The organism is Rhizobium sophorae, assembly GCF_013087515.1.
Lineage (GTDB): Bacteria > Pseudomonadota > Alphaproteobacteria > Rhizobiales > Rhizobiaceae > Rhizobium > Rhizobium sophorae.
This window is the reverse complement of sequence record NZ_JABFCN010000070.1, coordinates 354,415-376,958: the sequence shown is the minus strand read 5'-3', so window position 1 is coordinate 376,958 and position 22,544 is coordinate 354,415. Positions and strand designations below refer to the sequence as shown.

Genomic DNA, 22,544 nt, shown 5'->3' with positions numbered 1-22,544 from the left:
ATCACAAAACAGCCAAAAACGGAATCCCCTCCGATTCAACTAAATCCGGATACGCTCTAACCGGCGTTCTGCGACGGGTGCCCGATAAAGGCAACTGCCGTGTCACGATGCGGTTCGGGCAGGCAGCCGAGCGCCACGAGCGAAGCCCTGACCGCCTCCTCGATCGGCGTCTGCGGCTCTTTGCCGAGTTCGGCCGTAACCTTGTCATTCCTCATCCGCAGCGGCACCTTCCAGAGATAGCGCATCTCCTTGAGCTCCCGCATGATGGGAACGAAGGGCGCCGCCAGCGGCACGATCCACCAGGGGAAGTTGCCGATCTTCGCCTTACCACCGGCAACGCGCTTGATCGCTTCGGCCATCTGCATGCCGTCCGCATCCCAGAAGCCCTCCATGTGATAGACGGCGAAGGCCGGCAACCGGTCGGCCCGCTCGATGAGCTGGGCGATGGTTTCCGCCATGTCTGGCAGGTAGGCCCATTGATGACCGATGCCGCGCCGACCCGGGTTCCTGATCGTGCCGACCGGCTTGCCTGGAGTCACGAGACCAGACGAAAACCAGCTATTGGCCGTCGTGCCTGGGCCGAAGAAATCCCCCGCCCTGACCATGATGACGCCGGCGCCGCACTGTGACGCCGCCTTCAGCCGCTTCTCCATTTCGACCCGGATCGCCCCCTTCTTCGTTACCGGATGCTGCGGGCTTTCTTCCGTCGGCGCCGGCAGCGCATCGGGACCAAAATTATAGACGTTGCCCGGCAGCACGATGCGCGCACCGACGGCGCGAGCAGCGGCGATGGTATTGCCGAGCATCGGCAGCACCAACGTTTCCCAGTCGCGGTAGCCGGGGGGATTGACGGCATGGACGATCAGGCCGACGCCTTCGGCGGCCCTCAGGACGTCACCGGCATTCATCGCATCGCCCTGCACCCATTCGAAAGCCGGCTCGCTCCTCGACGCCTTGGCGGCATCACGGTTGAGCGCCCGGATGCGCCAGCCGCGCGCAAGCAGCTTGCGGGCAACCGCGCTGCCGATACCGCCAGTCGCGCCAAGAACGAGGGCCATCGTCTTCATTTCACTGCTCATGACAATCATCTCCTTCAATCGGATGAGAGGATCATGCCATCAGAGCCGCATAAACGAAATTGACGAAAGAAATACATCTGCTATACAAAAATATATGGGCGTGGAGCCGAGCTGGGATTTCTACCGCAGTTTCCTGACCGTGCTTCAGCAGGGGTCGCTTTCGGCCGCCGCCCGCGAACTGGGGTTGACGCAGCCGACCATAGGCCGCCATGTCGATGCACTGGAGCTGGCGATCGGCGCCGAACTCTTCACCCGCTCACCGAACGGTCTGCTGCCGACCGACGCCGCACTGGCGCTGAAACCCTATGCCGAAACGCTGGCGGCAACCACCGCCGCCCTTTTGCGCACCGCATCCGGTGAGCGCGAGCGCGTGGCGGGAACGGTCAGGGTCAGCGCCAGCGAGGTCATCGCCGTCGAAGTGCTGCCGGCGATTCTCGGACCGCTGCAGGAGACCTATCCCGAACTGCAGATCGAGCTCTCGGCATCCGATATGATCGAGGACCTGGTGAACCGCGAGGCCGATATTGCCGTGCGCATGGCCGAGCCGCAGCAGGCTGCACTCGTCGTACGCCGCATCGGCGATATCCCGCTCGGCTTTCATGCCCATCGCCGCTATCTCGAGCGACACGGCATTCCGCAAACCCTGGCTGACCTCGCAAACCACCGGCTCATCGGCTTCGACCGACAGACGGCCTATGTCCGCATGGCGATGAAACGCTATGCGGTGCCCGGCATCGAGTTCTCCTACAGAACCGACAGCAATCTTGCCCAGCTTTCGGCGATCCGTGCCGGCGTCGGCATCGGTCTCTGCCAGAACGGACTTGCCCGGGGGAACGTTGACCTTGTCCACGTCCTGCCCGATGCCTTCGCCATACCGCTCGGCACCTGGGTGGCGATGCACGAGAGCCTGAAGACTTCGCCGCGCTGCCGTGTCACCTTCGATGCATTGGTCAGGGGCCTGCAGGACTATCACCAATATTCGGCCAGTGCGTGACCGCCAAATCGGAATCGATTTCCGGAAAGAATCATGCGCAAATTTCGAAAATGGAGCGTCCCTAGCGCATTCTGTCGGACGCGCGCCACTCCAGGCGAGATGTATATGACAACACACAGTCCGGTTGAACTCGTGCCCTGCGATCCGCAATGGCCGCAAGCCTTCCGGCGGATCCGTGACAGGCTTCTGGCCTTGCTACCGCAGGCGCTGTCCATAGATCACATCGGCAGCACGTCGATACCAGGCATGATCGCCAAGCCGATCATCGATATCGACATCGTCCTTCCCGGCCTCGGGCATATCGACGGCGCCACACGCGTGCTCCTGGCCGAAGGCTACGAGCCACGCGGCAACCGCTATGACGATCAGGTCTGGGCGTTCCTATCGAGAAATTTAGAGCCGGCGGAACGGGTCTACCTTTGCCCGACAGGCAACGGCACGCATCGAAACAGGCTGGCTTTCCGGGATTATCTCGTCGCGCATCCACTGGCGGCGGCCGATTATGCCGCACTCAAACGCAGGCTGGCAGCCGAGTTCCGGATGGACGGCGACGGCTATACTGCGCATAAGCGCGAATTCGTCGATGCGACCGTCGCGCGGGCATTGGCGGGAGATGGTTAGCTCCCGATGCCTTGTGACGCCTCGGCCGTGCGATCCTTCCACTGGCCGTCCACCACTTCAGTTTCCGGCCGGTCGCCGCCTTCGGCATATTCCTCATGCCACTTGCCGTTCTCGTCCTGCCAACTGATCTCGGCGGAATCGCCGCCGACCTGCTGTTCGGCCGCGACGATGCGCGCAGCTTCGAGCGCCTCGGCATGGGTCGGGAATGCCTCTGAATAGACACCTCCCAGCCTGTAGGCCCAGCCGCCGTCATGCGGCACGACTTCGTAGACCACCTTGATCATGCATCCGTCTCCTCATCTTCTTGTTGCGCATTCGCACGCTTCCGGAAAGGATCCGGATCATCGCGGCCGCTTGACGAGAATTCGAGGACGCCGCGATCTGCTTTCCGGCCCCGATGACGTTCAGTATTCCATTAAACGCCGAAGACTGCAAATGGCGCTCGACCAGGACTTGCTTGATATGCGAAATCAGTGACTTAGATAGAACGCATGAATCGGGACAGGAGCTGAGGCTTGGGGATCGCGTCACGCTTTAAAGAGGAAAAGTTTCTTGTCGCCGCACTTGCCGTTGCAGCGATCGCCTATTTCTTCGAACATGCGGTGATCGGGATGGGGCGCGGCGTCGCGCTGATTGCCGCCGCTGGCCTGGTCGGCACCATCGTGCTCGCCTCGATCCGCGTTGCCCATCATGCCGAGCTGCTCGCCGTCAAGGTCGGCGATCCCTATGGCACGATGATCCTGACGCTCTCGGCGGTCGCCGTCGAAGTCATCATCCTCGCCATCATGATGAGCGGCGAAAGCTCGCCGACGCTGGTGCGCGACACGATCTATTCGGCCCTGATGCTCGATATCAACGGCATTCTCGGCCTGGCCGCCCTGCTCGGCGGCCTCAAGCACGGCGAACAGCCCTATAACGACAATTCCGGCAAGACCTATGGCGTGATGATCCTCACCGCCATGGGAATCTCGATGATCGTGCCGGAATTCGTGCCCAGCGACAAATGGCACTATTATTCCGCCTTCACCATCGTCGCGATGATCGCGCTCTACGGCCTCTTCCTGCGCATGCAGGTCGGCCAGCACAGCTATTTCTTCAGCTACAGCTATCCGCGCTCCGAACGACAGAAAGAAAGTCCGGACGCGCATGGCGCCGACGAGTTGGCCGCGGTCTCGATCGCCACCATTCTGGTCGGCGTCGTCATCATCGGCCTGCTCGCGGAGTTCATGGCGACCTTCATGACGGAAGGTCTGCGCGACAGCGGCGCGCCGATCGCCGTGACCGCCGTCGTCGTCGCAGCGATTTCGGCCGCCCCGGAGATCCTGACAGCATTAAGGGCGGCACTCAGGAACCGCATGCAGGCGACGGTCAACATCGCCATGGGCGCCTCGCTGTCGACGGTCATCCTGACGGTGCCCGTCATGGAGGCGATCGCGCTCTATACCGGTCAGCCCTTCATCATGGCGATGACCCCGGTGCAGACGGTGATGGTGGCGATCACGCTGATTGCCGCCGCGATCAACCTCAACGACGGCGAGACCAACGCCATCGAGGGCATGACGCATTTCATCCTCTTCGCCACCTTCATCATGCTGACGGCGCTGGGGCTTTGAAGGCTTCGCCTTCCCGACAGGGGAACGGGTAGCAGTGATCCGCACGCGTAACGTCAACTCACAGAGCGGCTTGACAGCCCACCTTTTGAGGAGAGCTTTCGACAGTCATTCCTTCGACTTTTCGAGGAAACGCTGCTTGCGGGTTTTCGGCTTGAAGCGCCGGAAGAAACCCTCGATGGCACGGATGGATTTGGTGACGGACATGAGCCTGTCGATCTGGCTATTTGCGTTGTGGAGCCGTTCCGACAGGACTTCGGCCGCCGTCATCGCGATCTCGATCGGCGGCACCTGTGGAAACCGTCTGGCGAGTGCCGCATAGGGGCTGGCATCCACGCCGCCCATCATCGAGATCGTGCCCATCCGGGCAAAGAGACGCAGGAAGATCTGCTCGAACGTCCAGTCGTGCACGTCGAAGACCTTCCACTTCTCGCTCCTCTTGGCCGAAAAACCGGCAAGCAGGATCTTGCCCGGCAGTTGCAGCTCGGCGAGCCACAGCGCCACCGCAAAGCCACTCGTCGCGATCTTGCCCACCGGATAGAGGTCGACGAGCATTTTCGTCAGATCAAGGTGACGGGTTTCAGCGCCTTCGAAGCGGCCCTCCTCGCTGAAATTTTCCTCCGGGGAGACGCGAATGTTGACGACACCCAAAAAATCGTCGCCGGCAAAGAAGCGCAGAACATCCGCCGCCTCGCGCCGGTGGACGATATTGGCGCCCATCACGCCGCTGCGGGCAAACAGCACTGCATGGCCGGCGAAGGGTTCGTCGAGCACCTTATAAACATTGTTGAAGAAGACGTAGAGTGCCGTCTCCGGCAATTCGTTACGCAGCCGTTTGAAGTCTACGGCTTCACTGTTTGCCACCAGCACGATGTGGGAATAGTGCGACAACAGCGCCTTCCACGCATCCGGCGTCAGAAAATTGAAGCCGCTATCCGGGGCGGCCATGGTCTGCGTGTCGCTGGGGATTGCTTCCATATCGGCTCACATGCACTTTCCAAGGACGATGCGTTCTGCCGTCCCACTAGCTGTTGCTGAAATAAGCGCGTGTCCGCGCCAGCCGCGCCAGCCCGCCGATCCGCTTTCCCAAATGCGAAAGGAACCCCGCGATCCGGCCCGTCATCGATGGCTGCCTGCAGAAGGAAGTCCATGGCGTATTGGCGAGATCCTCGGCATAACGCTTGGCCATCCGGCGATGCACCCACGGCACAGTCGCCTGCCACGGCTTTTTCCGGCCGGTGAAATGGATGATCGCCGGCCGGCCGACGAAAGGCAGGAGGCCGGTCTGCGTGTTCCAGCGCGGATCGAGCACCAGCCAGTCGCCATCGAAAGCGACGTTCAGCGCATCCTGGTCGTTATTCTCGAAAAGATGCGACCGCTCCTCGAAGATCTCCCGTGCCCTGGCAAAAAGCCCCCTCGCCCGGCAGGCCGACCAGTCGAACAGCAGCACGCCGGCATTGAAATAGCGACCGCCCTCGTGCATGCCGATCTTCCGCTGCCGTGCGCCGGCCTTCTCGGGAAAGGCCATGACATAATCGTCTATGGCGGCAAGCGCCTTGCCTTGAAAATCCCTCGTGAAGAGTTCGTCGACGGACGAAACCGCCAGCACATCGGCGTCGAGGTAAAGCAGGCGCTCGATATGATCGGGTATATGCAAATCCATGTAGAGCCGCGCCAGCGTCGCACCCGACCAGCGGCCTCGCGCCTGCAGCGCCGTATCCGGCGTATTATAGGGCAGCACCTTGATTGCCATGCCGTGCAGCCGCGCGAAATTTCCGACCTCGGCGATCTCGTTCGGCTTGAGATCGATACCGAGAAGCAGGAACTCGACAGTGGAACTTGAGAGATTGCGCTTGACGGAAAGCAGGGTGCAGCAGGCGGCCGGCAGCATGTTGACATCCGAACAGACGATCACGGCACTCTGCTGCAAAATCCCGGCCTCCCGAAGCGGCGACTTAAACTGATGCCGGATATCTAGTTGGTTTGATGCCAACCCGCAACCGCAGATCACCCGCCGGACCGTCACTCTGCGTCACGTTTTGAATCGGAATTCAACGACTTGCGAGGCAAAGCGGATTCAGATGAGGAGCATATTGAATCGGAACGTGAACTTAGAGCCGCAGCGCCAATGGATGATCGACGAGCAGCCGGTCGACCGTCGCAAGCTGCAGCCCCTCGACCTTGCATTGCGCCAGCAGCAAGCGATCAAAGGGATCGCGCGTCTCCGGCTCGGGGTCGGCGGCGGTGATGACGTGCTGTATTTCTATCCGCAACAGTATCAGCCCTATCTCCTCAAGAGACCGCGCGATGTCTTCAAGCGGCATGCCAGGATCCAGCTTTCCCAATCGAGCCTTGATCGCCGTTTCCCAGAGACTTGCAACGCTGACGAAGCCCTCAGTCTTGCTATCACCAAGCAGCGTGGCAATCTCCGGGAACCGTTGCCCGACGTCCTTGCGGAGGATCGCGAGAACGATATGGGTATCAAGGAGAAGCCTCATGGCTACGGCAAAGGCTTTAGAAGAAAATCCTCGGGCAGCGGATCATCAAAATCATCCGCAATGAACGGCACGGGATTGGTGATGCCCCGTGCACGAAGATAAGCCTGACCGGCTTCCAGGTTCAAACCGCCGCGTTTTTGATGCGGCACGAGATCGAACACCGGCCGGCCGTTGCGTGTCACGACAATGGTTTCACCTTCCTCGACCTCACGGGCGAGTTCGGTCAGGCGGTTCTTCGCATCACGGATCGAAACGGTCTTCATGAGGGTAAATGTAGCTACATGCAGCTACATCGTCAACGTCGCCGCAAAGAAAAAGGTCCGCCGTCGCCAGCAGACCCTCGATCGATGCTGTATCAATTTACTTGCAGGCGCCGCAGAAGCGCTGGATGCGGCGGCAGGCCTCTTCGAGAAGCTCTTCCGACGTTGCATAGGAGATCCGGAAGTTCGGACCGAGGCCGAAGGCCGAGCCGTGAACAACGGCGACGCCTTCGGATTCCAGCAATTCGGAAACGAAATCCTCATCGGTCTCGATGACCTTACCCGACGGAGCCGTCTTGCCGATCAGGCCGGCGCAGGACGGATAGACATAGAAGGCGCCTTCCGGCACCGGGCAGACAATGCCCTTGGCCTGGTTCAGCATGGAAACGACGAGATCGCGACGGCCTTCGAAGATCTTCTTGTTCGCAGGGATGAAGTCCTGCGTGCCGTTCAGCGCTTCGACAGCCGCCCACTGGGCGATCGATGTCGCACCCGAAGTCTGCTGACCCTGGATCATGTCCATGGCCTTGATGAGCTGGATCGGACCGGCGGCATAGCCGATACGCCAGCCGGTCATCGCATAGGCCTTGGAGACACCGTTCATCGTCAGCGTGCGGTCGTAAAGCTTCGGCTCGACTTCCACAGGCGTGACGAACTTGAAGTCACCATAGGTCAGGTGCTCGTACATGTCGTCGGTCAGCACCCAGACCTGCGGATGCTTCATCAGCACATCCGTCAGCGCCTTCAGCTCGTCCTGTGTATAGGCCGCCCCCGTCGGGTTTGACGGCGAGTTGAAGATGAACCACTTGGTTTTCGGCGTGATCGCCTTTTCGAGATCGGCGGCCTGGAGTTTGAAGTTGTGCTCCTGGGTGGCCGAAACGAAAACCGGTGTGCCGCCGCACAGCGCCACCATCTCAGGATAGGAAACCCAGTAAGGCGCCGGGATAACGACTTCGTCGCCGGGGTTCAGCGTCGCCATGAAGGCGTTGAAAAGGATCTGCTTGCCGCCGGTGCCGACGATCGTCTGCTCCCAGGAATAGTCGAGGCCGTTCTCGCGCTTGAACTTGGCGGCGATCGCCTTGCGCAGTTCCGGGATACCGGAAACCGGCGTGTACTTCGTCTCGCCGCGGTTGATCGCGTCGATGGCGGCCGTCTTGATATTATCGGGCGTATCGAAATCCGGTTCACCCGCGCCAAGGCCAATGACGTCACGTCCTTTTGCTTTCAGCTCGCGCGCTTTCTGGGAGACGGCGATGGTGGCTGAAGGCTTCACACGGGAAAGAGCATCGGCAAGGAAAGCCATGATAACGGTCCTAATGGTTGAAACGGGCAGAAAGCCGGGACCGGAGTTCTGCGGTTAGCTCTATGTCCAATGTATGACGGCATTTCAAGCGGAAAGGCGTCATGGTGGCATGATTCTTATTGATCGGTTCGCCGAGCCGCCCACCCGGCACGCCGTCCCCTTCGGAGAGGCTTGCGTCACGCGGTCGAAGCGCCATGCGAAGATCTTGAATCAATCTCCGAAGTCATCCGGATTTATCCCCTGAAATCAGTGGCATCGTCGAATTCGGCCATTGCCACGAATAAGCCGCAACAAATGCCGCGCCACGCCGCAATTCGGTCGCGAGCGCGCCGAGATCAAAGCCGCATCATCCGGCATCCGAAATTGGTTATTGAGGGTATGCCAATGTTTCTGGAAGATGAGTTTGCCATAGGGCGCATTCGTGCGCGCCGAATTTCCGTTTCAGTCCTTGTTGCCGTCACCGCCTTTGCCGCCTGCATCGCCGCTATACTGGGGCTTGCCTCCGCCGCCCGCGCCGCCGAGACCCCGCAGGCATCCGCCCAGCTCGCAGCGCTTGTCCGGCCGAACGACGTCAATAGCGGCTCGCTGCTCTTTCCGTCGAAAGAGCCGGGCTTCTATGTCGAAGCGCCGCGGCTGAAAACCGATGTCGCCATCGATGTCTCCGGCCCGATCGCCAGGGTGAAGGTGACGCAGCGCTTCCAGAATCCGAGTCAGGGTTGGGTCGAAGGCACCTACGTCTTCCCGCTGCCGGACAATTCCGCCGTCGACGCGCTGAAAATGCAGATCGGCGAACGTTTCATCGAAGGCCAGATCAAGCCGCGCCAGGAAGCCCGCGAGATCTACGAGCAGGCCAAAGCCGAGGGCAAGAAGACGGCGTTGCTCGAGCAGCAGCGGCCGAACATCTTCACCAACCAGGTCGCCAATATCGGTCCCGGCGAAACCATCGTCATCCAGATCGAATACCAGCAGACCATCCACCAGTCGGGTGGCGAGTTCTCGCTGCGCTTCCCGATGGTCGTCGCTCCGCGCTACAATCCGGCGCCGATCGTCCAGACTGTAGAGTTCAACAACGGCGCCGGTTTCGCCACGCCGCGCGACCCGGTGGAAAACCGCGACAAGATCGAAGCCCCCGTTCTCGATCCGCGTGAGAACGCCAGGATCAATCCGGTTTCGCTGACCGTCGACCTCCGGGCCGGTTTCCCGCTCGGCGATATTAAATCGTCTTTCCATGCGGTCGATATCAGCCAGGATGGCGCCCAGGCGAGGACGATCAGCCTGAAGGCGGACACCGTTCCCGCCGATAAGGATTTCGAACTCACCTGGAAGGCCGCTCCCGGCAAGATGCCGAGTGCCGGCCTCTTCCGCGAAGTGATTGATGGCAAGACCTATCTGCTCGCCTTCGTCACCCCACCCACGGCCCCGGATACGGCAACGCCGCCGGCAAAACGCGAGGTGGTCTTCGTCATCGACAATTCCGGCTCCATGTCCGGCCCGCCGATCGAGCAGGCGAGGCAGAGCCTGGCGCTTGCCATCTCCCAGCTGAACCCCGGCGACCGCTTCAACGTCATCCGTTTCGACGATACGATGACGGATTATTTCAAGGGTCTCGTCGCGGCCACCCCTGACAATCGCGAAAAGGCAATCGCCTATGTCCGAGGCCTGACCGCCGACGGCGGCACGGAAATGCTGCCGGCCTTGCAGGCTGCGCTACGCAACCAGGGACCGGTCGCAACCGGGGCGCTGCGCCAGGTCGTGTTCCTGACGGATGGCGCGATCGGCAACGAACAACAACTCTTCCAGGAAATCACCGCAAACCGCGGCGATGCCCGCCTCTTCACCGTCGGCATCGGCTCGGCGCCGAACACCTATTTCATGACAAAGGCTGCCGAGATCGGCCGCGGGACCTTCACGGCGATCGGCTCGACCGACCAGGTGGCAAGCCGTATGGGCGAGCTTTTCGCCAAGCTGCAGAACCCAGCCATGACCGATATCGCAGCAACCTTCCAAGGCATAAAAGCCGAGGATATCACGCCGAACCCGATGCCGGACCTCTACAGCGGCGAGCCCGTCGTGCTGACCGCGCAACTGCCTGACGATAAGCCCGCCGGAAAGCTGCAGATCGTCGGCAAGACTGGCGATCAGCCCTGGCGCGTCGAGATGGATATCGCCAATGCCGCCGACGGCAACGGCATTTCCAAGCTCTGGGCGCGGCGCAAGATCGACGATTTCGAGGCCCGTGCCTATGAACGTCAGGATCCGGCCGCGCTCGACAAGGATATCGAGACCGTGGCGCTCGCCCACCATCTCGTCTCCCGCGTCACCAGCCTGGTTGCCGTGGATGTCACCCCGTCGCGCCCGGCCGATCAGCCACTCGGCTCGGCGAAGCTGCCGCTCAACCTGCCGGATGGTTGGGACTTCGATAAGGTCTTCGGCGAAAACACTGCCCCTCCTGGCGGCGGAGAGCGCCATGGCTCAGCCACGCCGGCAGGAAACGCCGGGCAGGAGCAAGCGGCGGCCGAAACACAGGATCTCGCCGCATCGCCTGAGATCGCAAACATGATGGCCGCAGCCCCTACCGCCAAGGCAGCCACCATGATCGCGCAAAAAAGCACGACCGTGAACCTGCCGCAGACGGCGACGCGTGCCGACGAGCAGATCATCCGCGGGCTGACCATGCTGCTCCTGGCGCTGACGGCGGCAAGCGGACTGGCCGTCTGGCGCCGCCGCCTCAAGCGCATAATCGCGGTCGGAGTCAAGCGCAATGGTCTCTAGGCTCTCCGCAAGCCAGACCGAGGAAGCGGCCGAATTCGAGCCGCTTCCGACCTATCTGGAACTCGCCATGGCCGCCGCCACGGCCCACGACATGCCGAAGCCTCGCCAGCGGAAGGGTTTCTTCCTCTGGCGTCTTTCCTCGATCGAAAAGGCGATCGCCCTTGCCATCGCCGGCCTTGCCTTCTATGGCCTGGCGCTGATCGGCGACGGTTTCCTGTTGAAGGCGAAGGCGGAACTCTCTCAGATCCTGCTGAAACGCGCCTTCGCCGCCGAATTGCGAGGCGAAGAGACAAAACCCTGGCCCTGGGCCGATTTCACCACGGAAGCCAAGGTGCGCGCTCCGCGCCTCGGCAAGGAGGCGATCGTGCTCTCCGGCGCCTCTGGGGAGGCTCTGGCCTTCGGTCCGGCCTGGCTCGTCAACACACCGCAGCCCGGCGAGGAAGGCACCTCTGTCATCGCCGCCCATCGCGACACGCATTTCCGCTGGCTGCAATACATAAGGCCGGGCGATACGATCGAGGTCACTCGCCGCGACGGCAAACTATTGACCTTCAAGGCCGGCGAGGGCCGCATCGCCCCATGGGATGCCAACGGCATCGATCCCTCCTCCGATGGCCACCGCCTGGTGCTGACCACCTGCTGGCCCTTCAACGCCACCGAACGCGGACCTTTGCGCTACATCCTCGAGGCGGAACTGGTCGACGACCAGGCGACGGGCTCGGTTCAGCCGCCGAACACAAAGCCGTTATTGCAGACCGAATGAGGTTGAAGCTCTCCCCTGCCCGCTCCACGTTCAGCCTGGATAGACGACGGGGAAGCAAGATGAAGAGAATGCCCGCCTTCCATTTCGCCGCAGCGCTGGTCCTGTTCGGCGCCGTGTCCGCGGATGCGGCCGACACCATCAACACGCAGGAACTCGCCGTCCGTGTCGAGAAGCTCGCCGACGGCCTCGAACATCCCTGGGCGGTCGAGGTGTTGCCGGATGGCGCTTATCTCGTCACCGAGCGGCCGGGCCGCATGCGTATCGTCCGCGACGGCAAGGTCTCCGACCCGATTGTGGGCGTGCCCAAGGTCAGCGCCCGTGGCCAGGGTGGCCTGATGGACGTGGCGCTCGCGCCGGACTTTGCGACATCTCGCAAACTCTATTTCACCGCCGCCATCGCCAGCAGCCAGGGCTCCGGCACCGAAGCCTTCAGCGCCACGCTTTCCACTGACGAGAAGACACTCGACGCCGTGACGCCTATCTTCACCATGCGGCGCTTCACGTCAGGCAATATCCAGTACGGCTCGCGTATTGCGATTGCCCCTGACGGTACGCTGTTCATCACCGTCGGCGATCGCGGCAACCGCGACCGCTCGCAGAACTGGCAGGACGATGCCGGCTCGATCATCCATATCAATGCCGATGGCAGCATCCCTGCCGACAATCCATTCAGGGACGGGGGCAAGGCGCTGCCGGAAATCTGGTCGAAAGGCCACCGCAATCCGCAGGGCATCACCTTCGACGCCAAGGATGGCAAGCTCTATACCGTCGAACACGGCGCGCGCGGCGGCGACGAGATCAACCAGCCCGAGGCCGGCAAGAATTACGGCTGGCCGATCATTACCTATGGCCGAGACTATTCCGGCGCCGAGATCGGCGAAGGCACCGCCAAGGAGGGGCTGGAACAGCCGCTGCATTATTGGGATCCTTCGATCGCGCCTGGCGCGCTTATCGTCTATCGAGGAGCCATGTTCCCGGAATGGGACGGCAATTTCATCGTCGCGGCGCTAAAGTTCCAGCTGCTCTCGCGCATGCAGCGTGATGACGGCGGCGCCTTCGTTACCGAAGAGCGCCTGTTCAAGGGCGAATACGGCCGCGTCCGCGACGTCGTCGTCGCACCCGACGGAGCGCTGCTGATGGTGACGGACGAGGATAACGGCGCGCTGCTCAGGATCTCGAGAGCCCAAGCTCGTAACGGCTGAGACGTCACAACGCGCCGCGCAGCTCCTTGCGGATGACGAACTTCAGCCCGGACCAGATCTCGTCGACCGCGCAGACTTTGACGTCGACCAGACCGCTTGGGAGCAGAACCTCCCGCAGCACGCCCTCAGTGATGTCGGTCGGCACGCGGGAACTCTTTTTCGGCCAAGAAATCCAGACCATCCCGTCCGGTCTCAGGGCACGGAAAAGCGCAAGCGCGGCCGCCTCCAGCGCCGCCCGTTCTGTCGTAAACAAATGCACATAGTCGAACATACGCTGAGGCGTCTCGGGAAGCGCGCGGACGACCGACGCAAAACCGTCGAAACCATTGATGGCGACGATCGTTTCAGGAATGCCGAGAAGAGCAGCCGCCTGCCCGTGTGCAAGGCCAAGTTTCCTGACGAGCGGCGTGCCGGAATAGCCTGCCGTCCTGGGCGCGGCATCACCGGCCGGCTTCCATTCTTCGCGTCGCATGGCCTCACCTCCGTCGCCAGGCATGAAATCTTCACCCTTGCCTGGAGGAAACGCAACTGCTAACCGCCGGGGCACATCTCCCTTCCCATTGAGGACGACATGACGCGCGTTCAGGCGAACCTTCTCCTATTGCTTGCAGCCGCCATCTGGGGCGGCGGCTTCGTCGCGCAGTCGACGGCGATGAAAGCGATCGGCCCCTTCTGGTTCATTGGGCTGCGGTTTGCCGTCGCCACGCTGGCGGTGCTGCCCTTCGTCCTTTTTGAAGCGCGCAGGGCAAAGGAGAAGACCAGCGCACGCCATGCGAAGCTCTATATCCTAATCGGCCTTGCCCTTTTCGGCGGCGCAGCCACGCAACAGGTCGGCCTGCAGACGACGACGGTTACGAATTCCAGCTTCATCACCGGCCTCTATGTCGTCTTCGTACCGCTGATCGCCGTGTTCTTTCTGCGCCGTGCCCCGCATTGGATCATCTGGCCGGGCGCGCTGATGGCGGTCACCGGCATCTATCTCCTGTCCGGCGGCCACCTCTCGGCGCTGACGCCTGGCGACCTGCTGACCGTCGTCTGCGCCGTCTTCTGGGCGATCCAGATCACCCTTGCCGGCACGACCGTTTCCGAGACCGGAAGGCCGCTTGCGCTCTCCGCCACGCAATTTGCCGTCACCGCGGTCTGTGCGCTGGCCGTTGCCGCAGCCGTCGAACCAGTCAGCCTTTCGGCAATACAGGCCGCGGCGCCGGAGATCCTTTATGTCGGCATCTTTTCCTCGGGCGTGGCTTTCGTGCTGCAGGTGATCGCCCAGCGCTATACGACGCCCTCGCAGGCCGCGATCTTTCTTTCTTCCGAAGCGCTCTTCGGTGCCTCGCTTGCAGCCCTGCTGCTCGGCGAGACGATGCCGGTAACAGGTTATGCAGGTTGCGCGCTCATGTTTATCGCTATGCTTGTGGTCGAGCTCGTGCCGGGATTCGCCCGCCGACGCCTGCCAGCCACGTGAACACGCGTCCAAATATGGGTGGGTCACCCATCGGGAAAAAAATTTATCGGATGCGGGAGACGCGTTCACGTTGCATTTTTGGGAAAATCTGCTCGGAACTTATATTGCAGACGATATAAAACGTTAATCATTCCCTGTCGGCGAAGGAAATTTTGCGTTTTTGCGCAAATTGGATATCGGCGGGGGTGTGCCCCGAACGACACGTTAAAAAACTTTTGCTTGCCAAAATCCTTTAAACGCAGCACTCTCAGCGCGTTCGGGCATTTTGCGAGCATGGGAAGTCCTTAAGTATTTGCGCGCCGGGAACGCTAATATCCCGGTCAGCCGGTTCCGAAAATGGCGGGCGAAAGTCCTGCCTGGAACAGGCCGAGGTAGAGGGGACCTTTTTCTCACATTTCAAGAATTGCCTGCCAACACCTCCCGCAAGGAGGCAATGCTATGATGCTGCCCGTGTGGATGGCGGGCAGAGAGAAAAGGACCTGAGGCATGGCAGAGACTGGCACTGTAAAATTCTTCAATACCGACAAAGGCTTCGGCTTCATCAAGCCGGACCGGGGCGGCGCCGATATCTTCGTTCACATTTCTGCCGTTCAGGCCTCCGGCCTGGCCGGCCTGACGGAAAACCAGAAGGTAAGCTTCGACACGGAGCCGGATCGCCGCGGCAAGGGCCCGAAGGCCGTCAATCTGCAGATTGCGGGCTGAACCCTTAACAAGGCTGGCGAATTCGAGTTGAAGCCCGGCAGCCATGCCGGGTTTTGTCGTTCAGCCTTCGTTCAGCTACAAATCTGTACGACTGCGACCATCGAGAAAGGGGCCGGCGTTCGGTTCCCGGGATTAGGATTTGTGCTTATGAACAGGCTCGCCAAGACCCTTCTGCTGACGGCAACCGCTGCCGCACTCACGCTTTCCACCATCGGTGAAGCCTCGGCCCGTGACCGCCACTGGCGCCATGGCAATCATCACGGCAACAACGATGCGTGGGTTGGCGGCGCCGTCGGCCTTGCCACCGGCCTGATCGTCGGCTCTGCCATCGCCAATGCCAATAACGGTCCGGTTTATGAAGAGCGCCGCTACATCGACCCGGCCTACGAGCCGGATTATTACGAGCCCGCTCCGGTCTATCGCGCCCCGCGCCGCGTCTATGTCGATCAGCCGCAATATTACGCGCCGGTCCGCGCGGCGGTGGAGCCCTGGTCGCCGCAATGGCAGCGTTACTGCTCCTACCGCTACCGCACTTTCGATCCGCGTAGCGGCACTTATATCGGCAATGACGGTCGCAGCCACTTCTGCACCGCCGGCTGAATCGTCGAATATCCTTGATGCAAAGCGCCGCTTTTCAGCGGCGCTTTTGTTTTGCCTGGGTCAACCGGCCTTCTTTTTCCAAGGTAGCGACTCGGCCTCTGCGTCAAAATCGGTCGAGACGCTGACGGTGCGCCACATCCGATCGGCTTCGATACGCGCCGCATCCGCCTTTTCGACATTGTGGACCGCATCGCTGCCGAGCAGCAGCCGGAATGGCGGCTCGTCGAGATCGGCGATGTGGATGATGACCGCAGCCGCTTTGGCAGGATCACCGGGCTGGCGACCATCATATTCACGCTGGAAGCGCACCGTAGCGCCGACCGTCTCCGCATAGTCCTGTCGCCCTTCGGCAAGCACCGTCGAAGAGCCGGCGAAATCGGTCCTGAAGCCGCCGGGCTCGATCACCGTTACCCTGATGCCGAACGGCGCGACCTCTTTCGACAACACCTCGGAAAAGCCCTCGACACCGAATTTCGCCGCCGAATAGGCGCCGCGCCCGGCAGGTCCAATCCGGCCGCCGACGGACGAGAACTGGATGATGTGTCCCGCTCCCTGCCCGCGCATCAGGGCGATGACTGCCTTGGTCATAATGATCGTGCCGAAGAGGTTGGTCTCGATCTGGGCCCGGAAATCGGCAAGGCTGGTATCCTCGATCGAGCCGACATTGCCGTAGCCGGCATTGTTGACAAGCACGTCGATGCGCCCGAACCTCTTCACACCAACCTTGACTGCGGCCGCTGCTGCCGCCTCGTCGGTCACGTCAAGCGCCAGCGTCAGGACCTGATTGCCATACCGCTCGGAAAGTTCGGCAAGCTGGCCGGGATCGCGCGCTGTCGCCACCAGATTGTCGCCGGCGGCCAATACCGCCTCGGCCAGCGCCCGGCCGAGACCGCGCGAACTCCCTGTTATCAACCAGACTCTGAACATCGGAAACCCTCCTTGTTTGGTTCCCGGTTCATCTATGGTCTATTGTATCCGATCGAAAGAAGGTACCCAGACGATCTATACGCACCTTGAGGTAACTGACGTGAGCAGCGACATGTTCGATTTCTGCAGCCGCATGACGGACGAACAGGATGGGCGGGCCCGTGAACTGATCGAACGGGCGGCGGCGAAATGGCCGCTGCGCATCCTGCATGTGCTCTCCGATGCCGGCGCGCCGCTGCGCTTCTCGCGCCTTATGGAGAGGGTCGATGGCATCAGCCAGAAAGTGTTGACGCAGACGCTGCGCACCCTCGAAAGGGATGGCCTCGTCATCCGCACGCTCTATCCCGAAGTGCCGCCGCGCGTCGAATACGAATTGACGCCGCTCGGACGCGATCTCCTCATGCAGGTCGCCGCGCTCTGGCGCTGGATCGTCCAACGCCTGGACGATTTCGATGCGCGCAAAGCCGTCAAGCTGACAGCTACCGCCAACGCTTAAGCCGGAATGCGGATCGTTGCCCTCAGCCCACCGAGCGGACTGTCGCCGAGCGTGACGTTGCCGCCGTGGCTGCGGGCAATGTCGCGGGCGATCGCCAGGCCGAGCCCGGTGCCTGATGCATCGAGGTTACGCGCCGTATCCAGCCGGAAGAACGGCTTGAACACGTCCTCACGGTTCTTTTCGGGAATGCCAGGCCCGTCATCGTCGAAGATGACGGTTAGCCATTTGGCATTGTGCTTGGCCTCGATGTCGAGCCTATCGGCATACCGGCGCGCGTTCGAAGCGAGGTTGGTGACAAGACGCATGAAGGCGTTCGGCCTGACGGAGATGTCGTCGTCGCCTTCGATGGAATAGCTGAATTTTTTACCGTGCAGGGCGAAATCGGATTCCAGCTTTGCGAAGATCTCGCTCAGTTTCAGCTCGCCGACATCCTCTTCGACCTCGCCGCGCGCGAAGGCCATGTAGGCTTCCAGCATGGTCTGCATATCGTTGACGTCGTCGTTCAGCCCATGCAGATCGGGATTGTCGCCGGCCAGCGCCAGTTGCAGCTTGAAGCGGGTGAGGATGGTGCGCAGATCATGGCTGACGCCGGAGAGCATCGCCGTGCGCTGCTCGATCTGTCGTTCGATTCGCTCGCGCATCAGGATGAAGGCAAGGCCGGCGCGCCTGACCTCGTCGGCGCCCCGCGGATAGAAATTATCGGGCTTCTGCCCCTTGCCGAAGCTTTCGGCCGCTCGCGCCAAGGTCAGGATCGGCCGGATCTGCCCGCGCAGGAAGAGGATCGAGATGCCGATCAGCACCAGCGAGGTGCCGACCATCCAGACAATGAAGATATGGGTGTTCGAAGCATAGGTCTGGCTGCGCTTGGTCAGCACCCGCAGGATCTTGTTGTCGAGTTTGATGCGGATCTCGACGAGGTTCGAGTTGCCGACCGTGTCGATCCAGAAAGGCCGATGGATCTCGTCGGTGATCTCGTCGCTGAGGATGCCGTCGAGGATCGAGAAGAACGGCTTGACGCGCGGTGGCGGCAGATCGCCGTCCGGCTCGATCGAAATCTGCAGGCTGAGCTGGTCGCGGGCGATGCGGATGATCTCACTATAATCCGAATTCTGCGGATAGGTCTCGATGATCTCGATGATCGCGGCGATGTCACGGGTGACAGCAAGCGACAGCCGCTCCGTCACCATTTGCCAGTGGCGCTCCATGAAGACGGCGGCGACGACGGATTGCAAGAGCACCATCGGAATGATGATGATCAGCAGCGAACGCGCGTAAAGTCCGGTCGGCAGCCGCCGGCGCAACCAGCGGACGATCGAGCGCCAGCCCGGCGCAGAAGTGCGGTCTTCCCGCCGCAAGCTGTCGATCGTCACCATCAGCGCCGGTCCCGAACCTTGAGTTTAGTCGATGCTCAGCCTGTATCCGATGCCGCGCACGGTCTGCAGCCACACGGGATTGGCGGGATCGTCCTCGATCTTACGCCTCAGCCGGTTGATCTGCACGTCGATCGTCCGCTCGCCGACTTCGGTATCGTTGCCGATCAGTTCATGGCGGGGGATCGTATCGCCGGCGCGCCGCGCAAAGAGCAGCATGATCTCCTGCTCGCGGTCGGTGAGCCGGATCACCTCGCTGGCTTTCTTCAGCTCCTTGCGGGTCAGCGAGAAAGTGTAGGGGCCGAACATCACCTGTTCGATCTTCGGTCCCTCGCCGCCGGCGTTGCGGCGCAGGATGTTGTTGATACGCAGCACCAGTTCGCGCGGGTCGAAGGGCTTGGAAAGATAGTCGTCGGCGCCTGCCTCGAGGCCTTCGATGCGGTTGCCCGATTCGGCCAGCGCCGTCAGCATGATGATCGGGACGTTCTTGATGGCGCGAAGCCCGCGGGTGACGTCGATGCCGGATTCGCCGGGCATCATCACATCCATGATGATCAGGTCGAAATCGAGACCCGTAAGCTTGCGCTGCGCCTCGGCGCCGTCGGCGGCGACGGTGACGCGGAAGCCGTTCTCGGCGAGATAACGATTGAGCAGCGCGCGGATGCGGGAGTCGTCATCAACCACAAGCAAGTGCGCCGCATCGTCGGAAATATCTGTCTTGACCGCCATTCAATCCGCCTTCTGTCTGTCCCGCATGCCGCTAAGGAAAGCTTTTACGCCCTCCCGCACCTCCGCAGAAGCCCCTTCGAATGCCCGCTCAATGCGGCGCGATTGCGGCTCGGCAAGGGCAAGCGCCAGCTCTCGCCCCGATTTCGTCGGATAGAGCTTGCGCTGCCGCCGGTCCTCCGGACCTGCCACCTGGCGAATATAGCCTGAATCGATCAGCTGTTTCAGCACCCTTGCAAGGCTCTGCTTGGTGATCTTCAGCGTTTCGAGAAGATCGGCTACCGTCATGCCGGGATTGCGGTTGACGAAATGCACGACGCGGTGATGCGCCCGGCCAAAGCCGCTCTTCTCGAGGATAGCATCAGGATCGGAAACGAAGTCGCGATAGGCGAAGAAGAACAGCTCGATGATCTCGAAATCGATGATCTCAGTGTCTTCCATCGGCGTGGCCAGCGGCTCTGGCTTGCCTGCTTTCGGGCCGGGCTGTCGTGACAATCGGCATTTCCTTTCTTTTCCGCGCGCTGCTGGAAGCTTTCGCGAAGATATGTCAGCCTCATTGACACAAATTTGCGTCGCTATTAGCTTCCGCCACCTCTGCGGGAGCCCCGTACGGTCCCTCATTTCCCTGGCATTTCCCTGGAAACCAAGGCCCGTCCGGCACTCCGACGCAATACGCGATCTCCCCTTGCGTCTGTGGATAAAACGTAATGGGGACAACAATCAACAGGCATAGCGCGTGAAGCGCCGGATGGGGTTAGGGAGGCTTCAGTTCATTTCGCCCACCCGGACGGCCAAATATGGTTCAACGGCGAGTTCGTCGCCTGGAAAGGCGCCAAGATCCATGAGCTGACCCGGCGAGCGCGCCCGTTGACGATCTCGAAACACTGATGAACGACGACACGAAGGAAGTCTATCCGGCGGCGATGGCCGCCGAATAAGGCCCTCACGCAATCGGTCCGACTACCGCATAGTTCCTTAAATCGGAATCGACTTAAGGATGAAATTATGCAGCAGTCAAAGTGCTACAGCGTCTTTTGCGCGTCTGAAAAGACGCGCGGCGCTGTAGATACAGACCCGTCGGGCCTTTTATCTATGCGCCCGTGCCATGACCAGTCCGGCAAGCGTCGACAGAATGCCGCCGCCGATCAGGCCGCCGATGCCGTCGGCGATCAGGCCGGTCATAGCCGCTTCCCCACCGACCATGCTGAGCAGCATGCCGCCGGCGACACCGCCGATCGCACCGGCGATCGTACGGGCGACGACGTTGATCGCCTGCTGCTTCAAAGCGGCGCTCGCGGCATTGCCGCCGATTGCACCGGCAATCAATTGTGTGATGAGCGGAAGTAGGGCTTCCATGATTTCCTCCTCTGGCGATCTCCCCGATCGCCGATCCACGCCGAACCTTCGGCATATTAGTATTTTATCATATTTTGGAGGAAAGCGTTAAGAAAAATCAACCGATGCGGGATTAAGGCAGGGAGAAGCGCCCCGGAACGAGGCGGTCCGATGTCCGCCTCGCCTCAGTTCCTGTCACTCATTGATAGACGTAGACGATCCGGCGCGTACCGGGATCGACCAGCACCGGCCGATCGTTGATCCTCGTATAGCGGTACTCGTAGTCGGGAATCGTCTGGAAGGTGACATCGCCAGGCACTTCCGCGCCGACGACGACGTCGCCTCCAAGCTGCACCGTCTGGCCCGGATTGGTGTCGATATAGGTGCGGACCGTCTCCGGCGGGGTGATGGTCTCGACCGCTCCGACGGGGCCGAGCAACTCGTCGCCCGGTGCCGGCTGCGGATCGGCCGGAACGACACTTGCGGTGGACTCGTAAGTCACGCTGGGAACGCCGATCTCGGCGCGGTGCTGTTCGACGATGACAGAGCTGCCGCCATGATCGACCTGCAGATAATCGGCATAGACCCAGCCGCGCATGCCGTTGACGTCGACACGGCACCAGCGGCTGCCTTCGATGCAGCCATCAAGCACCGCGGTCGAACCGCGGGTAGCAAGGCCGACCGTCGGATATTGCGGCCCCGGGCCGGCGCGAACATTGAGATCGTTGACCGTCGTGGCCATCATCTCCGCCTGCGCAAGACCACCGCTTGCCAGGAGCACGGCTCCAGCCAACAGAATGTTTCTCTTCAAGGTCATGTGAGCGTCTCCTTGGTTTCGATGGGCTGACAACGCACGGGGTTCCACGATGTTCCCCGGCACTCCGCCCAGCGAAATGCCGCTTGTGGGAGATTTCATCCAAGTGCCTTGAAGAATTGAAGAAAATTCGATTTTTCCGCTCTACGACAATGGCGAAGAGAGGCATAAACTCTTGTTTCAGTCCGTCTTTTTGCCGTGAGGCAGGCCGCAATGGCGGAAGATTCCGGCTATCCTTGCCGTGGTTTCGGACTATACCCGAAGCAACAGAGACACCAAGGAGGCACATATGGGCATGCTCCAGGCCGGCATCATTCCGGTGACACCCTTCCAGCAGAACTGCACGATCTTCTTCGATCCCGATACCAAGGAAGGCGTCGTCGTCGATCCCGGCGGCGACGTGCCGCTCATCCTGCAGGCGATTGCCCAGAACGGCCTGACCATCAAGGAAATCTGGCTGACACACGGCCATCTCGACCATGCGGGCGGTGCCAGTGAATTGAAGGAGGCCCTCGGCATCGACGTGGTCGGCCCGCATCAGGACGATCTGCCGCTGCTGCAACGGATCGAAACGCAGGCTGAAAAATACGGCATATCAGGATTGCGCGACGTCGTACCCGACCGCTGGCTGAAGGACGGCGACAAGATCTCTTTCGGCGCCCATGAATTTGAAGTCTATCACACGCCCGGCCACGCCCCCGGCCACGTCATCTATTTCAACCGTGCGCAGAACTTCGCTCATCTCGGCGACGTGCTTTTCAACGGCTCGATCGGCCGCACCGACCTGCCCGGCGGCAATCATCAGCAGCTTCTCGATTCGATCCGCGACAAGGTATTGCCGCTCGGCGACGACGTAGGCTTCATCTGCGGCCACGGCCCCGGCAGTCGCATCGGCGACGAGCGGCGAAGCAATCCATTCCTGCAGGAGATCAGACCTCGTAGAGGATCCGATGCGGCCACATCAGGCCAAGCCCCGAACAACTAATGCATTCGCCCAAGTGCGCAGCTGT

Annotated in this window: 25 protein-coding genes; 11 read left to right on the top strand and 14 right to left on the bottom strand. The window is 61.3% G+C overall.

Annotation, left to right across the window (positions count from 1 at the left end; genetic code table 11):
* Positions 1–56: 56 nt before the first annotated feature.
* Positions 57–1,079, bottom strand: coding sequence for an NAD(P)H-binding protein (locus tag G9X64_RS35945; protein ID WP_168310673.1), 1,023 nt, complete (start codon positions 1,077–1,079; stop codon positions 57–59).
* Between the two features lie 94 nt (positions 1,080–1,173).
* On the opposite strand from G9X64_RS35945, the gene G9X64_RS35940 reads away from it, so the two are divergent.
* Both G9X64_RS35940 and G9X64_RS35935 read left to right on the top strand, forming a co-directional pair.
* Positions 1,174–2,073 carry a LysR family transcriptional regulator gene (locus tag G9X64_RS35940; protein ID WP_171378369.1) on the top strand — a complete coding sequence of 300 codons (900 nt, stop codon included), beginning with the start codon at positions 1,174–1,176 and terminating at the stop codon, positions 2,071–2,073.
* Positions 2,074–2,178: 105 nt separating this feature from the next.
* Entirely contained in the window at positions 2,179–2,694 is a 516-nt protein-coding gene (locus tag G9X64_RS35935) for a GrpB family protein (protein ID WP_168310671.1), read from the top strand.
* Here the strand turns inward: G9X64_RS35935 and G9X64_RS35930 are convergent.
* Complete coding sequence (locus G9X64_RS35930; protein ID WP_003541669.1) at positions 2,691–2,978, bottom strand: DUF2188 domain-containing protein; 288 nt, start codon at positions 2,976–2,978, stop codon at positions 2,691–2,693. The genes G9X64_RS35935 and G9X64_RS35930 overlap by 4 nt on opposite strands.
* 231 nt (positions 2,979–3,209) lie before the next feature.
* Here G9X64_RS35930 and G9X64_RS35925 point away from each other — a divergent pair, with 231 nt between their 5' ends.
* A complete protein-coding gene (locus G9X64_RS35925; protein ID WP_171378368.1) occupies positions 3,210–4,307 on the top strand; it encodes a calcium:cation antiporter in 1,098 nt (365 codons plus the stop codon).
* A 105-nt stretch (positions 4,308–4,412) separates the two neighbouring features.
* Here the strand turns inward: G9X64_RS35925 and G9X64_RS35920 are convergent, their stop codons facing one another.
* From G9X64_RS35920 to G9X64_RS35900, 5 genes are all read right to left on the bottom strand, one after another.
* Positions 4,413–5,282: a 3-deoxy-manno-octulosonate cytidylyltransferase gene (locus tag G9X64_RS35920; RefSeq protein ID WP_168310669.1), complete on the bottom strand. Its 870-nt coding sequence runs from the start codon at positions 5,280–5,282 to the stop codon at positions 4,413–4,415.
* Positions 5,283–5,328: 46 nt separating this feature from the next.
* Positions 5,329–6,315, bottom strand: a complete 987-nt coding sequence (locus G9X64_RS35915; RefSeq protein ID WP_168310697.1) for a glycosyltransferase family 8 protein — start codon at positions 6,313–6,315, stop codon at positions 5,329–5,331.
* Between the two features lie 100 nt (positions 6,316–6,415).
* Positions 6,416–6,802 carry a type II toxin-antitoxin system VapC family toxin gene (locus G9X64_RS35910; protein WP_168310668.1) on the bottom strand — a complete coding sequence of 129 codons (387 nt, stop codon included), beginning with the start codon at positions 6,800–6,802 and terminating at the stop codon, positions 6,416–6,418.
* Positions 6,803–6,804: 2 nt separating this feature from the next.
* Positions 6,805–7,065: a type II toxin-antitoxin system Phd/YefM family antitoxin gene (locus tag G9X64_RS35905; protein WP_003593113.1), complete on the bottom strand. Its 261-nt coding sequence runs from the start codon at positions 7,063–7,065 to the stop codon at positions 6,805–6,807.
* Positions 7,066–7,162: 97 nt separating this feature from the next.
* The gene (locus G9X64_RS35900; protein WP_168310667.1) at positions 7,163–8,365 is read right to left on the bottom strand and encodes a pyridoxal phosphate-dependent aminotransferase; all 1,203 of its coding nucleotides are present in this window, start codon (positions 8,363–8,365) and stop codon (positions 7,163–7,165) included.
* A gap of 378 nt (positions 8,366–8,743) precedes the next feature.
* On the opposite strand from G9X64_RS35900, the gene G9X64_RS35895 reads away from it, so the two are divergent.
* The 3 genes from G9X64_RS35895 to G9X64_RS35885 are packed head-to-tail and all read left to right on the top strand — an operon-like array spanning position 8,744 to position 13,102.
* Entirely contained in the window at positions 8,744–11,137 is a 2,394-nt protein-coding gene (locus tag G9X64_RS35895) for a marine proteobacterial sortase target protein (RefSeq protein ID WP_512700270.1), read from the top strand.
* Positions 11,127–11,900, top strand: a complete 774-nt coding sequence (locus tag G9X64_RS35890) for a class GN sortase (RefSeq protein WP_168310665.1) — start codon at positions 11,127–11,129, stop codon at positions 11,898–11,900. Before G9X64_RS35895 ends, G9X64_RS35890 begins: the two co-directional genes overlap by 11 nt.
* A 59-nt stretch (positions 11,901–11,959) precedes the next feature.
* Positions 11,960–13,102, top strand: coding sequence for a PQQ-dependent sugar dehydrogenase (locus G9X64_RS35885; RefSeq protein ID WP_168310664.1), 1,143 nt, complete (start codon positions 11,960–11,962; stop codon positions 13,100–13,102).
* Between the two features lie 4 nt (positions 13,103–13,106).
* On the opposite strand, the gene G9X64_RS35880 is transcribed toward G9X64_RS35885, so the two are convergent.
* Positions 13,107–13,574: a DUF3052 domain-containing protein gene (locus G9X64_RS35880; RefSeq protein ID WP_168310663.1), complete on the bottom strand. Its 468-nt coding sequence runs from the start codon at positions 13,572–13,574 to the stop codon at positions 13,107–13,109.
* Between the two features lie 99 nt (positions 13,575–13,673).
* On the opposite strand from G9X64_RS35880, the gene G9X64_RS35875 reads away from it, so the two are divergent.
* From G9X64_RS35875 to G9X64_RS35865, 3 genes are all read left to right on the top strand, one after another.
* Positions 13,674–14,564: a DMT family transporter gene (locus G9X64_RS35875; protein WP_168310662.1), complete on the top strand. Its 891-nt coding sequence runs from the start codon at positions 13,674–13,676 to the stop codon at positions 14,562–14,564.
* A 486-nt stretch (positions 14,565–15,050) separates the two neighbouring features.
* On the top strand, positions 15,051–15,266 hold the full coding sequence (locus G9X64_RS35870; protein WP_003561293.1) for a cold-shock protein: 216 nt from the start codon (positions 15,051–15,053) through the stop codon (positions 15,264–15,266).
* A gap of 147 nt (positions 15,267–15,413) precedes the next feature.
* A complete protein-coding gene (locus G9X64_RS35865; protein ID WP_168310661.1) occupies positions 15,414–15,866 on the top strand; it encodes a BA14K family protein in 453 nt (150 codons plus the stop codon).
* Between the two features lie 60 nt (positions 15,867–15,926).
* Here the strand turns inward: G9X64_RS35865 and G9X64_RS35860 are convergent, their stop codons facing one another.
* A complete protein-coding gene (locus tag G9X64_RS35860) occupies positions 15,927–16,793 on the bottom strand; it encodes an oxidoreductase (protein WP_171378366.1) in 867 nt (288 codons plus the stop codon).
* 34 nt (positions 16,794–16,827) lie between these two features.
* On the opposite strand from G9X64_RS35860, the gene G9X64_RS35855 reads away from it, so the two are divergent.
* Entirely contained in the window at positions 16,828–17,289 is a 462-nt protein-coding gene (locus tag G9X64_RS35855) for a winged helix-turn-helix transcriptional regulator (RefSeq protein ID WP_168310659.1), read from the top strand.
* Here G9X64_RS35855 and G9X64_RS35850 read toward each other — a convergent pair.
* The 5 genes from G9X64_RS35850 to G9X64_RS35830 form a co-directional block, all read right to left on the bottom strand.
* Positions 17,286–18,662, bottom strand: a complete 1,377-nt coding sequence (locus tag G9X64_RS35850) for an ATP-binding protein (RefSeq protein ID WP_168310658.1) — start codon at positions 18,660–18,662, stop codon at positions 17,286–17,288. The two genes, G9X64_RS35855 and G9X64_RS35850, sit on opposite strands and share 4 nt — an antisense overlap.
* Before the next feature lie 24 nt (positions 18,663–18,686).
* Positions 18,687–19,388, bottom strand: a complete 702-nt coding sequence (locus G9X64_RS35845; RefSeq protein WP_168310657.1) for a response regulator — start codon at positions 19,386–19,388, stop codon at positions 18,687–18,689.
* Positions 19,389–19,880, bottom strand: a complete 492-nt coding sequence (locus G9X64_RS35840; RefSeq protein WP_168314121.1) for a MarR family winged helix-turn-helix transcriptional regulator — start codon at positions 19,878–19,880, stop codon at positions 19,389–19,391.
* 591 nt (positions 19,881–20,471) lie between these two features.
* Positions 20,472–20,741, bottom strand: a complete 270-nt coding sequence (locus tag G9X64_RS35835; RefSeq protein ID WP_003541697.1) for a hypothetical protein — start codon at positions 20,739–20,741, stop codon at positions 20,472–20,474.
* A 178-nt stretch (positions 20,742–20,919) separates the two neighbouring features.
* Entirely contained in the window at positions 20,920–21,537 is a 618-nt protein-coding gene (locus tag G9X64_RS35830) for a DUF1236 domain-containing protein (protein ID WP_168310655.1), read from the bottom strand.
* A 286-nt stretch (positions 21,538–21,823) separates the two neighbouring features.
* Here G9X64_RS35830 and G9X64_RS35825 point away from each other — a divergent pair, with 286 nt between their 5' ends.
* Positions 21,824–22,519: an MBL fold metallo-hydrolase gene (locus G9X64_RS35825; protein ID WP_168310654.1), complete on the top strand. Its 696-nt coding sequence runs from the start codon at positions 21,824–21,826 to the stop codon at positions 22,517–22,519.
* Positions 22,520–22,544 lie beyond the last annotated feature (25 nt).